The sequence below is a fragment of the Bacillus cereus group sp. BfR-BA-01408 genome (assembly GCF_022663305.1).
Classification (GTDB): Bacteria; Bacillota; Bacilli; order Bacillales; family Bacillaceae_G; genus Bacillus_A; species Bacillus_A pacificus.
Genome location: NZ_JAKUFF010000045.1, coordinates 1 through 14988 on the forward strand (window position 1 = coordinate 1; position 14988 = coordinate 14988).

A 14988-nucleotide genomic window follows, 5' to 3' on the forward strand; every position below is an offset into this window, starting at 1 on the left:
TAGTAGTGGTGCAACAAGTCCAGCTCCTAGTCAAAATAATAATGGTGCTGTAGAAGCTGAAAGACAAGCGGAAGCGCAGCGTAAAGCTGAAGAAGAGAGACAGCGTGTAGCGGAGGAACAAAGAAAGGCAGAGGAAGAGAGACAGCGTGTAGCTGAAGAGCAAAGAAAAGCAGAAGAGGCACGTAAACGAGAGGAAGCACAGCGTCAAGCTGATATGGAAAAAGGGCAGCTTGAGGGACAAAAAAGTGGAGAGACTGATTTTAAAGCAGGGAAAAATGATGCGGAATCACATTTAGCTGGGAAATCAGATACATATAAAGAAGCATTCAAAACTGCTTATGCTGCATCTTGGTCTTTAGAAGAGCAGAAGAAAACGCATTTTGAAAAAGGAAAAGAGCAAGGTTTAGCACAAGAGACGATGGAAGATAGTCAAATTGCTCCAGATTTTAAGCCAAACTTTGCAGAAGGTTTCCAAGTAGGGAATAAAGAAAGAACAGAAAAAATTGAAAAAGAGCAAGCTGAACTAGGGGAAAAGGCAGGTAAGGAATTAGCTGGAAAGAACCCTGGAAATAGAGAGAAAGATGTGTACGTGAAGGCGTATGAAACAGCTTATGAAAAGGGTTATAAGTCTACAAAAAAAGCAGTAGAAAAGGCTGGCTATAAGTATGCATTTGAAAACTATGATTTGAAAGTTCCTGCTAAGTATGAAAAGAATGAATCGTTAAAGAAATGGTTCATTGAAGGATTTAAATCAAATAAAAAAGCAGCAGAAATTAGAGAAGAAGGATATAAAAAAGGAGACAGTTGGCTTGCATTCTTCTATAAAAATTTTGTGCCAAGTGAATATAAAGAACATAAAAATCTGTACGAACAAGCGATAGAAAAAGGTAAGAATGCATAAAAAAGATGAGGGGTTTCCCCTCATCTTTTTTAATCCATCCATTTTACTAATTTTTTAGAAATTAGTAATAAAACACAACCTAATACAATTGCTACAGCGCCAATTACTGTAAATACTTCAGCATATCCAAGTGAAGTTGTGAAGCTTGCAAGTTGTCCACCTAAAATGTTGGCGATTCCTGAGCTTGCTAACCATACTCCCATTAATAAAGAAGCAAGTTTTACTGGGGCAAGTGCACTAACCATTGATAGTCCAACAGGTGATAAGAATAGCTCACCTAACGTATGGAAAAGATACGTAAAGACGATAAATAGTAAGTTTGCTTTTTCTGTAATGTTATGTTCATCACTACCTGTTTTTAATGTAGCAATAACGAGAATGATATAACCGATACCGAGCAAGATCATACCAAGTCCCATTTTAGTTGGGATTTTTAAATCCCCACGCTTGCGAGTTGCAAGTTTTGCCCATAATGCTGAAATGACTGGAGCAAGTAAAATAATAAATAATGGATTGACCGATTGGAACCAAGATGTTGGAATTTCCCATCCGAACACAGAGCGGTCTACAAATTTGTTTGTATATAATGTTAATGAGCTACCAGCTTGTTCAAAGCCAGCCCAGAAGAAGACAACGAAGCATGTTAAAATGACGATAACTGCAGTACGTTGTTTTTCTTTTTTTGTTAACGGTGTATCACCTACTGATGGTTGTCCATCTGTTGTTTGTAAATCGCGAGTTGGTTTTTTACCAATATCACCAAGGAAGCGATTGGATAGTGTTGTAAATAAAATTTGTCCAATGATCATTCCGATTGAAGCGGCTAAGAATCCGTAACGGAATCCGTAATGTACAACGCCATCAACCGTTGTTTTGAATAAATTTTCTGATAAAAATCCGCAAACGAGTGGAGCTAAAAATGATCCGACATTAATACCCATATAGAAAATGGTAAATGCACTATCACGTTTTGGATCGTTCTCTTCATATAATTCCCCAACCAGTGTAGAGATGTTCGGTTTGAAGAATCCGTTACCGATAATAATAAGCGCTAATCCGAGGTATAGGCCGACTTGGTTTTGCAAGGCAAATAGTGTAAGGTTACCGATTGCCATTGTTATACCACCAATTGTGATTGCTTTTCGTCTACCTAGGAACCGGTCTGTTAAGTATCCACCAATCATTGGTGTGAAATAACAGGCTCCAGTGTAAAATCCGTAAATAGAGAGTGCCCATGCGGGACTAAACCCAAGACCACCGCTTACTAAAGCTGTCGTTAAATATAATGTTAATAATCCTCGTAATCCATAGTAACTAAATCTTTCCCACATTTCTGTAAAGAAGAGTAAGTATAAACCTGGAGGATGTTTCTTTTTTCTTTGTTGTTCTTTTTCTAGTTGTATCGCTGATTCCATGTTATTTTCCTCCTGACACAAACAAAAACAAAGTTAATAATTTTGTACATTTAATATTTTACCTTATTAAATATTATAAGTCAATAAAGGTTGATTTTTCAGAAGAAATTGGAAAAGGGATATAGCTATAGAATGAGTGTTTCTTTTATGTTAGACTATGGACTATGTTTTCTTTGTAAAGAAGCGGTTTATTGCACTTTTTTATATGTGAAATTGATTTCATAAAAGATGAAAGTAAAGAAGGAGAAAGAGATGAAATTGTTACAGAAAAAAGAAATTTTACTTGTTAGTCTTATGTTATTCTCGATGTTCTTTGGAGCGGGGAATCTTATATTTCCACCTTTCCTTGGGTATGAAGCAGGAGAACATGTGTGGATTTCATTAGTAGGGTTTATTATATCAGCAACAGGTCTTCCGATATTGGGAGTTATTGCGATTGCAAAAGCAGGAAGTTTTCAAACGCTAGCGGGTAGAGTTCATTCTTCATTCGCCATTATTTTTCCATGTATCGTGTATGTATTTATTGGACCAGGCCTTGGCATTCCGCGTGCAGGAAGTCTCGCTTTTGAGATGGGACCGGGTCAGTTATTCCCGGAAGCAGGTAGCGTAATCTTATTATGTTACACAGTTATTTTCTTTAGTATTGTGTACTGGTTAAGTTTATCCCCGTCTAAATTAATGGGGTTGTTCGGAAAAGTTTTAACACCGTTATTATTAGGTATGATTGCTCTTATCTTTATAAAAAGCATGTTTACATCAGTAGGTAGTGTGAAAGAGGCTGCTGGAAATTATGGACAAGCGCCTATGTTCCAAGGGTTTTTAGATGGATATTTAACGATGGATGCATTAGCAGCTTTAATTTTTGGGATTGTGATTGCAAATGCTCTTCGTGCAAAAGGTATTGAAGATGATAAAGGTTTAGCGAAATATATGAGTATTGCTGGAATTGGTGCAGGACTATTATTATCTATTATTTATGTCATACTTGGATATGTCGGTTCAATGAGTGGGTCATTGGGGATATTTGATAATGGCGCGCAAGTGTTAGCACAAGTGATGACTACATTATTTGGACAAGGCGGAGTCGTTTTATTAGGACTTATTTTTACGATTGCGTGCTTATGTGTTTCAATCGGACTTGTTACATCTTGTAGTCAATTTTTCGCAAGTGCATTTCCGAAAGTAGCGTATAAAGTGTGGGCATTTATCTTAAGTTTTGTTAGTATGATTTTAGCTAATTTAGGATTAACACAAATTTTAAAAGTATCAGTACCAATTCTTGGATTTATTTATCCAGTTGCATTGACGCTTATTATTTTAGGGCTATTCCATAAGTATATTGGAAAGTATGTATGCATATATCCAGTTACAATTGTGATTGTAGCAGTATTTAGTGCAATCGATATCTTCAATAAAAATGTGATGATGAATCAGTGGACATCAGTATTGAAATACATTCCGTTTTATATAGAAGGTGTTGGGTGGATCATTCCAGCTATTATAGGTGCTTGTATTGGTGTTATCGTGAGTAGTGTTTTAAATAAGAAGAAATGAGTAAAAAGGTGTTTTCCGATTTCGGAAAACACCTTTCTTTTTTGGGAAAAATAGTATTGAAAATGAATAGACTAAGAGTATGATAGAAGTAATTGGTAATATATAGGTTTTGAACGGATGATGAGGGGGGAGCGTATGAAGGAGGATTTGAATAAGAAAATAGAAGCACTCGAAACGGCAATTGAAACGATTCAAGAAGCACTTTTTGAATTGAAAGCAAAACAAAGAGAAATAGAAGTAGAAAATGCTCAGCAACATGTTAGTAAGGAAAAGAAAGAATATATTGAAACGGTGATGGAGGAAAAACAAAAAGTAGAAGTAGCTACAATAAAAGAGCCTGTGCAAGAACGTGAGGTAAAACAAGTGGATATATCTGCTTTTAAGCCGGAACCATTTAATATTATTAAGTTTTGCCAAACGTGGTTACCACGCATATTTGTCGGTATTATGTTGCTTGGAGTAATTTGGTTATTTAAAGCAGGGGTAGATGCAGGATTATTAACACCAGCAATACGAATTGTGTTTGGTATTTTCCTATCAATCGGTTTTTATTATATAGGGGATATTCAAATTAAACGCGAGCGGCAAGCGTTAGGGTTAGTACTAGCAGGAGGAAGTATTACGGGTATAGTTTTAACGACATTTGCGGCACATTATTTATATGGATTTATTCCGGCGAGTGTCGCGTTTCTATGTAATATCGCATGGGTCATTTTAGGTATTTATATAGCGAAGAGATATCAATCGGAATATCTTACTATATTCGTAGCGGTAGGAGCTTTCTTCGTGCCGTTCTTATTAAATAGTACAACTCCTAATCCGTATATTTTCTTTGGATATGAGATGATACTAACGCTCAGCTTATTATGGTATGCGTTGAAAAATCGTTATCAGTATTTATATATGATTTCTTATGTTGTTGCTGCTATTGTTCTTTTTGTCTTCTTTGCTGTTATGTCAATGTTAGTAGAGGATTTGCAAGTCCAGTTAACAGTAGTTTATGGTTTAATTCACTTACTATTATTTTGGCATATGTTTACGGAGAGAAGTTTTATAGTAGAGCCACGCTTGGCGATATTTAGTGCGAATGCAGTCTTCTTTATATTAGCCATTTCAAAAATACCTGAATTTACAACATGGGGATTAATGATAAGTGCACTCGTGCACGCTATTATGTTTGTGTTTGAATATAGGAAGAATAGACATTCTACATTTACAAATCTTTTATTTGGTTTCGCAATGGGAGCATTTAGTTTAGCGATTTTATATGAGTATAGTTTAGTGAATGCAGCGATTGTATTATTATTACAAGGTTTCCTTGGTATGTTTACTTCTATTAAAGGAAAACAACAGATAAAATTGTATGTTAGTGCGACGGTTTACGCAATTGGAATGATACAGACTATTTTTAGCCCGTTTGATCAATTTATTTCGGCAGGCTTTGTTGCTCATCTTATTTTAATAGGAACGTTCTATTATTGCATGAGACAAGCAAAAGAAGTATTAGCAAGCTTTGGCAAGTATGTGTATTCTATAGCACTCTATTGGTTTATGGTGATTGTATTTATTACAATTACTAGAATCGGTGAAGTTTTGTCCACAGATGGAAGCATAATAAGCATATCTGTATCGTTATTATGGATGGTATATGCATTATTTGCAGTTTGGTTTGGACGGAATAAAAATATGAATGAAATATTGTATGCAGGCTTAGTCGTGTTAGTCGTAACGATAGGAAAGCTATTTCTTCTAGACTTACCAGAAGTTTCAATGATGATTAGGGCAGTGTTATTTTTAATAGTAGGTAGTATAGGTATCGTTATTTCAAGAATGTTTTTCTCAAAAGAAGAGAAGTGAGAAGAAGGCAATCCATATCTGGATTGCCTTTTTCATTATTTCTTATTAATCGTTACAGCTTCATTATATTTCGCTGTTGTATTTTGGCGTAAACGAAGTGTTGCTTGTCCAGTCGTATTTGGATCGATTTGTACGTTCACAATTTTTTCAGCAGAACCTAAGCTGTTTGTTGTGAAAGAAAATGCACTACTATATCCGAAAGTAGATGGCCAAGTGCCGTTTGTATTTTGAACTTTTGCTACTTGTGTACCACCAGTAGTGAATATACCTAAAGAGTAATTAGTGTATGTTGTATTTGGTAATAAGTTATTTACTTGAATTTTGATTTGGAACACTTCATTGTTTGGTAGAGTGCTAGGGTGTGTAACTACGTAGTCATTTGCTGTTACTGCACCGTTATAGCCATATGAACCAGGTTTAAAAGTATTTGTATTAAACCATTGATAACCTGCATTTGGCGCACTCCAAGGTTCAGGTTGTGGCTCAGTTGATAAGCTTGGTTGTTCAAATGTTTGTAAAGTGGTAGGTAAATCAAGTTGTAAACCATTTACTTGATCTAAACTTGTAAATGTTTCTTTATTCGATAGCCAATTTACGATATTTTCTAGTAAGGTAGCATCGTTTTCTTCTTTATATCCATCGTAAGTTTTCTTTGTTTGACCAGAGTCTTCACGAACGTATTTTGGCGTAGCATCTTCAACAGGAGAAGAGTCTCCAATAAAGGCAGCTTTTCCAAGTCCTACTTTTGCGATCGCAGCATAAGGACCTTCTGCAACACCACCGCCGTTATATACACCGCTATCGACAGCGTTATTCCATTTTGACGGATTCTCTGGAAGATAAACAAGTCCTTTTGCTAGTTTTGGATTTGTAATTGCTAAAGTAGAACCAGCATGCATTGCTACAGATGAAACCCCTTCTGTAATTCCGAATGATTGTTCAGGTGATACAATATTTTTAGCGGAAACATCACCGATTGCATTATAGCGGAAGCGAATACCGAAGTTGTCAGATAGCCAATCAGAGCTTTCTACTCCTTGCATAGCTTGTGAATTGGCTTCTTCGTTAGACATTCCTTTTGCTGGATTATCCCAAGCACCGCGTCTATATCCGTTAAATACTTCAGAAGAGTCCCAACGATTTTTATTACGATCTGCATTATAATGATCGGCAATGAAGAAGATACTACCGCCATTTTTCACGTATTGTAACATAGCATCTTGTTCAGATTTTTTGTAAGGAATATTTGCTTCTGGAACGATAAACACATTGTAGTCTTTTAAATCTTCGTATGTAATCGGTGTTGATTTACGTAGTTCTTTTACATGATAGCCGTTTTGGGCAATGCCGTTTCCGAAATCAGAAAAGCCACCATCAATAACCCAGTCAGCAGTCCCGGCAGTTTGACCGTGTGTATTATCGAATAATACTTTTTTCCCATTGTTTTGATTTACAACTTTTGCAGCAATTTCAGGAGCTGGGTCTACAGAGCTTTCTGCATAAGTAGACGGTATGAACGAAGTCCCTATACTTAGTGTAATTGCTGTTGCTAAAGAAAATGTAATCCATTTTTTATTCTTCATAGAAGAATCCCCCTAATAATAAATATATGTGCTTTAATAATGTAATTTATTTTTCTGTAAAAATAAAGACGGAAAACATAAAAAATATTAAAAATTTGTAAAAATACCGTGAAATTTGTTGAGAAATATTTATAGAGATTTAAAAACATCCCTTCCAAGTAATAAGGAAGGGATGTTTTGCTTAACTAATTTTTGAATTAGGTGTTTCATCAATTTTATGAAAACCTTTCATGTAATACACGACAGCTAAACCGATAAGCCAAATTGGTCCAACAATTAATGCAATCCTTGTATCTTCTGAATACGCCATTATACATAATACGAGTGCAAGGAAAGCAAGTGAGAAATATGAACTTAATGGGTATAAAGGCATTTTATACGATAACTTTTGTTTGTTTTGCGTCGGCAAACTTTTACGGAACTTAATTTGAGCGACTAATATAATACCCCAAGTCCAAATTGCCCCGAAAGTTGAAATACTAGTGAGCCATGTAAATACTTTTGCGGGCACAAGATAGTTTAATATAACACCAACGAGTAAAACGATTGCTGTTGCTACAATTCCTTGACTTGGAATGCCATTTTTATTTAAACGACCGAATCTTTCAGGAGCTTTTTTCTGCTGAGCTAATGTATACAGCATGCGGCCTGTACTAAATAAACCACCATTACAAGAAGAAAGAGCTGCTGTTAATACGACAAAGTTAATAATTCCTGCTGCTTTTGCGATACCGATTTGCTGAAATGTTAATACAAATGGACTTCCTTTCTCACCAAGTTCGTTCCATGGATAAATTGCCATCATAACGAATAGAGCCCCAACGTAGAACAGTAATATTCTCCAAAATACGTTGTCGATTGCTTTTGCGAGTGTTTTTTTCGGGTTTTGCGCTTCACCCGCTGTAACGCCGATTAATTCAACGCCTAAATAAGCGAATAGCACCATTTGCATGGAGAGGAGTAACCCAGAAAAACCATTTGGGAACCAGCCACCATGTGACCAAAGGTTTGAAATGCCAGTAGCGATACCACCGTTTCCGAAGCCAAATAAAATAATACCAGCCCCAACTACCATCATACAGATAATTGTGACAATTTTAATGAGAGCAAACCAAAATTCAAGTTCTCCAAATACTTTTACAGATAAAAAGTTGAAAGCACTCATTAATAATAGAGCGAGTAACGCCCAAGTCCAGCGCGGAATATCTGGGAACCAGTACTGCATGTAAATGCCAGCAGCCGTAATTTCAGCCATGCAAGTAACAACCCATAAGAACCAGTAGTTCCAACCAGTAATATAGCCAGCTAGTGGTCCAAGATAATCATATGCATATTTACTAAAAGAGCCAGCAACAGGTTGTTCAATTGCCATTTCTCCGAGTGCTCGCATAATGAAAAAAATAACGAGTCCAGCAATCATATAGCCTAGTAAAATAGAAGGGCCAGCTAGTTTAATAGCAGAAGCAGATCCTAAAAATAGTCCAACGCCAATAGCTGAACCGAGTGACATTAAAGTAATATGTCGTTCTTTTAAACCGCGGTTTAAAGTTCCAGATTTGTTTGTGTGCTGCATAAGAAGAATCCCCCTTGTAGAGTGAACGATATTTGAATGCGTTTACTAAATATTTAACTATTTCAAATTATAAAACATTTCTATCTGTTATGCTACAAAAATAATCATTATTAACTGTACTACATCTGTGCTTGTCAGACTTAAACTTAAAATTCGAACTATTAGCGAATATATTGACTCTTCTTTTTATTGATTGTTAAGATTAAGTATTATATTTTCTCACATACTAGTAAGAAAAGAATGTGTGATAATAATTTAGATGTAGGAAGGGTACATAACCATGTTTCAATTACAAAAATATAACACTTCTGTGAAGCAAGAGCTTTTAGCTGGCATCACAACTTTTTTTACATTTGCGTATATTCTTGTCATCAATCCGAAAATATTATCTGATGCAGGTGTACCATTTGATCAAGCTTTTACGGCAACGATTATTGCGACTGTTGTAGGGACGCTATGTATGGCGTTTTTAGCTAACTATCCAATTGTTATTGCTCCAGCTATGGGAATGAATGCGTATTTTGCTTATTCTGTTGTTCAACAGGCAGAGGGGATTACATATGTCATTGCGTTTTCAGCAGTATTTGTAACAGGTATCATTTTTCTTTTATTATCTTTCACTTCATTTAGGCAAAAGCTTATTGTCGCAATTCCTGATAGTTTAAAACATGCAATTGCAGGTGGAATTGGGTTATTTATTGCTTTCATTGGATTACGTCTATCTGGAATTATCGTTGATCATCCATCTAACTTAGTTACGATTGGTGATTTCCATTCTCCAGCCGTTATTTTAACTTTAGTTGGTTTGATTTTAGCGGCGGTATTAATGGCATTGCGTGTGAGCGGTGCATTATTTATTAGTATGATTGTGACAGGAATTATCGCCTTCTTTACAGGGCAGCTGAAGTTTACGGATAAAATTGTTGCGATGCCTCATTTACCAGAGGGGATTATCGTTTCAAATCCAATCAACGCCTTTTCAGATGTAATTGAATACGGATTATATGGCGTTGTATTTTCATTTTTACTTGTACTGTTATTTGATACAACAGGAGCATTACTCGGTTTAATTAAACAAGCAGGTTTAATTACAGATAATACAGAGAAACGTTTTGGTAAAGCATTTATTGCGGATGCAATTGGCGGTACTACAGGCTCTATCTTTGGGACAAGCCCAACAGCAGCGACGATTGAATCGTCAGCTGGTATTGCTGCAGGTGGTAAAACGGGATTAACAGGTATTGTAGTAGTCGGCCTAACGATTATAACGGCATTCTTTAGCCCTGTTATTGCTTCTTTATCAAGCGTAGCCGCTATTACAGCTCCTTCATTAATTATTGTAGGTAGTTTAATGGCACAAAGTATTCGTGATATTAATTGGAATGAATTTGAAGATGCATTACCAGCATTTTTAATTTTCGTTGGTATTCCGTTAACGTCTAGTATTGCGAATGGAATTGCAATTGGATTTTTAGTGTATCCAGTCTTAAAAATTGTGAAAGGGAAAGGGATGGAAGTACATCCATTACTATACTTATTTACAATTTTATTTGGATGTCATTTATTCTTATAATATAGGAGAGGGGGCTTCTTATGAGGGGCTCCTTTTTTGTGTATAATAAAGTGAAACTATAAGTAGTTACGAAAAATATAAATTACATAATGGAATATATATGTTACAATAAGGTGGAGGTGGAACATGGATGGCTGTAAGTAAAATAAAAGTCGCGCGTGTTCAGTTAGATTTAACACAGCAACAATTAGCAGAAAAAGTAGGCGTTACAAGGCAAACGATTAGTTTAATTGAGAAGGGGAAATACAACCCATCTTTAGATTTATGTTTGAAAATTTGTTATGCAGTAGATAAAACTTTGAATGATTTATTTTGGGAGGAAAAGGAGTGAGGGGATGAGAATCGTGAAAGATGAACGCTTAATGATTGAGGGGCTAAAACATATTAGACTCGTTTTCATCTTACAAAATATTATCATACTAGGTATTGTTTTTTATCGCTACGTTTTGCAAGGTGCAGGATATGAAAGTGTTTCGGATTTATTAATGGTATTTATGTGCGGGATCATAGTTATTAACTTTTTAAACTTGAAAAATTCAGTGGAAGTGTATGAGCATACGGGCGGAGTATCACGCAGTTATCTTATGAAGCTATTATTCATTCCTGTAGGTATTGTTATTGGTATTTTAGCTATTTGTATCGTTGTAACACCAGATATTTCGATAAAGGAAATCAGTTTGACAGGACTTATTATGTTAGCTTGTTTTTTAGTTCCTAGTCTGTTTATATACATATATATGAAAAAGATAAAAAGTGAAGATTGAAATATAAGAAAAGCTTTCCCGTATTGTGGAAAGCTTTTCTTATATTCTTTTATATAGTACTTTATGAAGACCAATTGGTTCAATTTCAAAGATTTCACCATGTTCTTGGAAGCCTAAGCGCTTGTAATAGTCAGACACAGTAATTCGGCCATTACACCATAACATATTTGCTTGACGCTCTTGTAAGATTTGTTCTGCTTTCTGAATTAAGGAGCTTCCAGCGTGGTTGTTTCGAAATTCAGGTAATGTTGCCATTCCTCGTAGACGATAATGAATACCCGTTGGTAGGTCAGGATATATTTCTTTTGAGAAGGAAGCGATACTAATTAGTTTATCATTTATAAATGCCCCTAGGTGAAAGCTGTCTGTTTCATAGTCGGAAGGATATTTACAATCTGCTAATGTTTGACTCGGGCGCAAAATTTTTTGACGTAATACGTAAGTTTCAGATCCGTCAATATTTTTCACGGTAATCATATTAACATCCTTTCTTATAACGCTTTTTCTGTTAATTGTATAAAGAAATAGGCAGGTGCGGCGAAAAGTCCGAGTATGCTAGCGGTTCCGAGAAGGAGTGAAAGTAAGAGGCAAGAGTACTTTATTCCATTCGACTTTTTCCATCCGTAACTACAAATTTCAATACTAACACCGATGAGAATAATGGCCACGAGTATTTCGGCTAATAATAAGAGAGCTAAAGTTATAATAGACATAATGTAATTCATCCCCATAATATGTGATAGTAACATTTTACCATATGAAATGGAAAAAAATGCCCCTCAATTATGTGAGGGGCATTTTTTTATTCTAATATGTTTTTTAGTGTATCAATATGTTCTTTTGAGCCTGTTACAAGTAATGTATCACCGTGTTGTAGTCTTGTATCACCATGTGGGATTAATGCTTTATTCCCACGATAAATTTGAATGACTAGTACATCACCTAAAAACGGAAGGCGACGAAGTGCAACACCGTTATATTTATTGCTCCGTAGTTCAACTTCACGGACTGTTTCGTTTGCTGTTGTAATTAAGCGAACGAGACTCGGTTTATCAATTAGCGCACGTAATAGAATACGTGTAGAGTTAATTGTTGAGAAGACAGCGATATGTTCTTGTGTTGCTTTTTCTTGTAGAAGTGGATCTTCTACACTTGCAATAACATGTTCAACACCTAGTTCTTTTGCGTGTTCTGCTAATAATAAGTTTTGCTCATCATCACTTGTTGCAACAACAACTCGGTCTGCATGAAAGGCTGTTTGTTCAGTTAACGATGCAATTGTGATGTCATCTAATTTCACGATAGGGAAGTCATGTGATTTCGCTTCCTGATCATTTATTTTGTTTTGACGCATCATATATAGTGTTACGTCATAATCTTCTCGTTTTAAATCAAGTGATAACGGAAGGGTAATTCTGCTCGCACCAATAATAGAAACTTTTGGTTTTGGTGTTTCCACTTTTGGGAACATCTTTTTAAATAATATAGGCGCAAAAATACAAGTAATAACTGCGCTTAAAATAAGGGAAGCAGATAAACTTGGACTGATGATCCCTAACTTTTCACCAATTTGTGCAGCTGCAATAACTAAAGAAAGTGTCGATGTTAATAAGATGGCACTCCCCAGTACGATATTACGTGGATACCATTTTCGTAAAACGAGGGATGGTAACAGTTTTGAGATAAAGAGTCCTACAATTAGAATTGGAATCATGAGCATACTAGAAGGCTCTTTAAAAATAGACCAAACCTCTAAATTTACACCAACCATTACGAAGAAAATAGGAATGAAGAAACCGTATCCGATAGAATCCAGTTTTTCAACCATATCTTCATTTGGTGATAATAATGATACGAGTACACCTGCTAAGAAGGCACCTAAAATATTTTCAGCTCCAACGGATTCAGATAACCCAACTAATATTAAGATGAGTGCAAAAACAGCTCTTGTATCAATTTGTACACTACCAGCTTTTAAGCTATCCAAGTATGGAATGTTTTTAAAACGTTTTGCAACGAAGTAAATAACAATACCAGCGCCGAATAGAAGAAGAAGGAGCCACATGCTTTGACCGCTTTCGGAATTTAATCCGACGAATACAGCAAGTAAAATCATTGTAACTAAATCCGCAATAACAGCGACTAATAAAATGATTTGCCCAATTGCTGTTTTTCCTAAGTTATTCTCTTTTAATGTTGGTACGACAACACCTAAAGAGATTGTTGAAATGATTAAAGTCATAAACATTGCATTATCTACAAATCCTAGCCATACGAATAGTAGTGATAGGGCATAAGATAAGATGAAAATAAAGAAGAAGATAATGCTTGCTGCTTGGAATGTGTTTGGTTCGTTTGTCGTGTTCTTTTTCCCTTTTTGTTTAAAGATAGAAAAATCAATTTCTAAACCGCTTAAAAACATAAGAAAGATAAATCCTAGTGTCGATAAGACTTGAAGCCACATATCTGGCTCAATAATATTAAACCCACTTTTACCTACAAAGATCCCTGCGATGATTTCTGCAACAACGACAGGAAGTGCTTTTAATTTAAAGCGTTGTAACAAAAGGGGAACGAAAAACGCGATTGCAACGACAACCATAAGTGATAGAACAGAAGTGTGATGTTCCATTGCGTTCTCTCCCTTCAAATAAATATAGTACCTATTTAGCCATATAATAGGTAGAAAAGCAACGCATATGGATTCGATTTCATAAAGAAAGAGTTTTCTTAACATTTGTCATAATAAGTATATTTTTCATGATTCTGTTGTTAATTCCGTAATGTGGATGTAATAGGGGAGGGAATAAAAAAAGACTGCTGAGCAATCTCAGCAGTCTTTTCCATGTACATTACATTGAGAAGAAGATCCATACAGTTAAACCAACTGTTGCAGTTGCAACGAAGAAACTGTAGATCATAGTAAGAATTTGAACTCTTCCTTCTCCTTCTTTTAAATGCATGAACATAATTAATTGTAACAACGCTTGCGCAACAGCCATTATGATAATGGTAGTTAAGATCGTTGATAGTGGCAGGGTTGTGTAAAGTGCCACGTATAAAGCTAGAAACGTTAGTGCAAGCGATAAAATAAATCCGAAAACGTGTGACCAAGGGAATCCGCTATGCGCATGCCCGTTTGCTTGGTTGTTATTTTGACCCATTTACGCCACCATCCCGTTCAAGTAAACTAGTGTGTAAATAAAGACCCAAACTAGATCAAGGAAATGCCAGTATAAGCTGATAATGAATACTTTACGAGCTGTAACTGGTGTTAAACCTCGTTTTAAAATTTGGATAATAACACAAATTGCCCAAATGATACCGCCTGTTACGTGGGCTCCGTGTGTTCCAAGAAGAACGAAGAATCCAGATAGGAAAGCACTTGTTTGAATTGTTGCGCCTTCACCAATATACATAATGAACTCTTCAATTTCGAAGAATAGGAAGCCTGCACCTAAAAGTAATGTAAGGACGAACCATCCAAGCATTGCTTTTTGGTTGTGCTTACGCATTTCGTGAATCACGATACCACATGTGAAACTACTTGTTAAAAGTAGTAATGTTTGAATTAAAAGCGTTTTAAGTTCAAACAGTTGTGCTGGTGTTGGGCCATCTGCCGTACGACCAGCAAGTACTAGATAAGAGGCGAAAAGTGTTGCGAACAGCATAATTTCAGCCCCAAGAAAAATCCAGAATCCTAGGATATTCAATCTGCTTTGTTCGGATTGATATTCCAAAGGTAAGCTTTTATCTAAAGCCGCCATA

At 35.8% G+C, this 14988-nt stretch carries 14 protein-coding genes; 6 read left to right on the top strand and 8 right to left on the bottom strand.

Annotated elements, in window-relative coordinates:
- Positions 1 to 901: YHYH domain-containing protein (locus tag MR083_RS17565; protein ID WP_242269656.1), on the top strand; the 901-nt coding region annotated here is incomplete at its 5' end.
- A 29-nt stretch (positions 902 to 930) separates the two neighbouring features.
- Here MR083_RS17565 and MR083_RS17570 read toward each other — a convergent pair.
- Entirely contained in the window at positions 931 to 2316 is a 1386-nt protein-coding gene (locus MR083_RS17570; protein ID WP_000443132.1) for a peptide MFS transporter, read from the bottom strand.
- 252 nt (positions 2317 to 2568) lie between these two features.
- Between MR083_RS17570 and brnQ1 the strand changes: the two genes are divergently transcribed.
- Positions 2569 to 3870: a branched-chain amino acid transport system II carrier protein BrnQ1 gene (brnQ1, locus tag MR083_RS17575; RefSeq protein WP_000771711.1), complete on the top strand. Its 1302-nt coding sequence runs from the start codon at positions 2569 to 2571 to the stop codon at positions 3868 to 3870.
- A gap of 135 nt (positions 3871 to 4005) precedes the next feature.
- Complete coding sequence (locus tag MR083_RS17580; RefSeq protein ID WP_016716478.1) at positions 4006 to 5727, top strand: DUF2339 domain-containing protein; 1722 nt, start codon at positions 4006 to 4008, stop codon at positions 5725 to 5727.
- Positions 5728 to 5762: 35 nt separating this feature from the next.
- On the opposite strand, the gene MR083_RS17585 is transcribed toward MR083_RS17580, so the two are convergent.
- Together MR083_RS17585 and MR083_RS17590 are read right to left on the bottom strand one after the other, a co-directional pair.
- Positions 5763 to 7310 carry a DUF2194 domain-containing protein gene (locus tag MR083_RS17585; RefSeq protein ID WP_242269657.1) on the bottom strand — a complete coding sequence of 516 codons (1548 nt, stop codon included), beginning with the start codon at positions 7308 to 7310 and terminating at the stop codon, positions 5763 to 5765.
- A 181-nt stretch (positions 7311 to 7491) separates the two neighbouring features.
- A complete protein-coding gene (locus tag MR083_RS17590) occupies positions 7492 to 8883 on the bottom strand; it encodes an amino acid permease (protein ID WP_242269658.1) in 1392 nt (463 codons plus the stop codon).
- A 280-nt stretch (positions 8884 to 9163) separates the two neighbouring features.
- On the opposite strand from MR083_RS17590, the gene MR083_RS17595 reads away from it, so the two are divergent.
- From MR083_RS17595 to MR083_RS17605, 3 genes are all read left to right on the top strand, one after another.
- Entirely contained in the window at positions 9164 to 10456 is a 1293-nt protein-coding gene (locus tag MR083_RS17595) for an NCS2 family permease (protein WP_000487210.1), read from the top strand.
- A 130-nt stretch (positions 10457 to 10586) separates the two neighbouring features.
- Positions 10587 to 10787: a helix-turn-helix transcriptional regulator gene (locus MR083_RS17600; protein WP_000301182.1), complete on the top strand. Its 201-nt coding sequence runs from the start codon at positions 10587 to 10589 to the stop codon at positions 10785 to 10787.
- A 4-nt stretch (positions 10788 to 10791) separates the two neighbouring features.
- Positions 10792 to 11220, top strand: coding sequence for a hypothetical protein (locus MR083_RS17605; RefSeq protein WP_242269659.1), 429 nt, complete (start codon positions 10792 to 10794; stop codon positions 11218 to 11220).
- A gap of 39 nt (positions 11221 to 11259) precedes the next feature.
- Here the strand turns inward: MR083_RS17605 and MR083_RS17610 are convergent, their stop codons facing one another.
- From MR083_RS17610 to qoxC, 5 genes are all read right to left on the bottom strand, one after another.
- Positions 11260 to 11697 (bottom strand): GNAT family N-acetyltransferase, encoded by a 438-nt coding sequence (locus tag MR083_RS17610; protein ID WP_242269660.1) that lies wholly within the window; start codon positions 11695 to 11697, stop codon positions 11260 to 11262.
- Between the two features lie 14 nt (positions 11698 to 11711).
- Entirely contained in the window at positions 11712 to 11969 is a 258-nt protein-coding gene (locus MR083_RS17615) for a DUF4022 family protein (protein ID WP_242269661.1), read from the bottom strand.
- A 53-nt stretch (positions 11970 to 12022) separates the two neighbouring features.
- The gene (locus tag MR083_RS17620; RefSeq protein ID WP_000399976.1) at positions 12023 to 13852 is read right to left on the bottom strand and encodes a monovalent cation:proton antiporter family protein; all 1830 of its coding nucleotides are present in this window, start codon (positions 13850 to 13852) and stop codon (positions 12023 to 12025) included.
- Between the two features lie 220 nt (positions 13853 to 14072).
- Positions 14073 to 14384, bottom strand: coding sequence for a cytochrome aa3 quinol oxidase subunit IV (gene qoxD, locus MR083_RS17625; protein ID WP_000531385.1), 312 nt, complete (start codon positions 14382 to 14384; stop codon positions 14073 to 14075).
- On the bottom strand, positions 14385 to 14987 hold the full coding sequence (gene qoxC / locus MR083_RS17630) for a cytochrome aa3 quinol oxidase subunit III (RefSeq protein ID WP_000729317.1): 603 nt from the start codon (positions 14985 to 14987) through the stop codon (positions 14385 to 14387).
- Between the last annotated feature and the right edge of the window lies 1 nt (position 14988).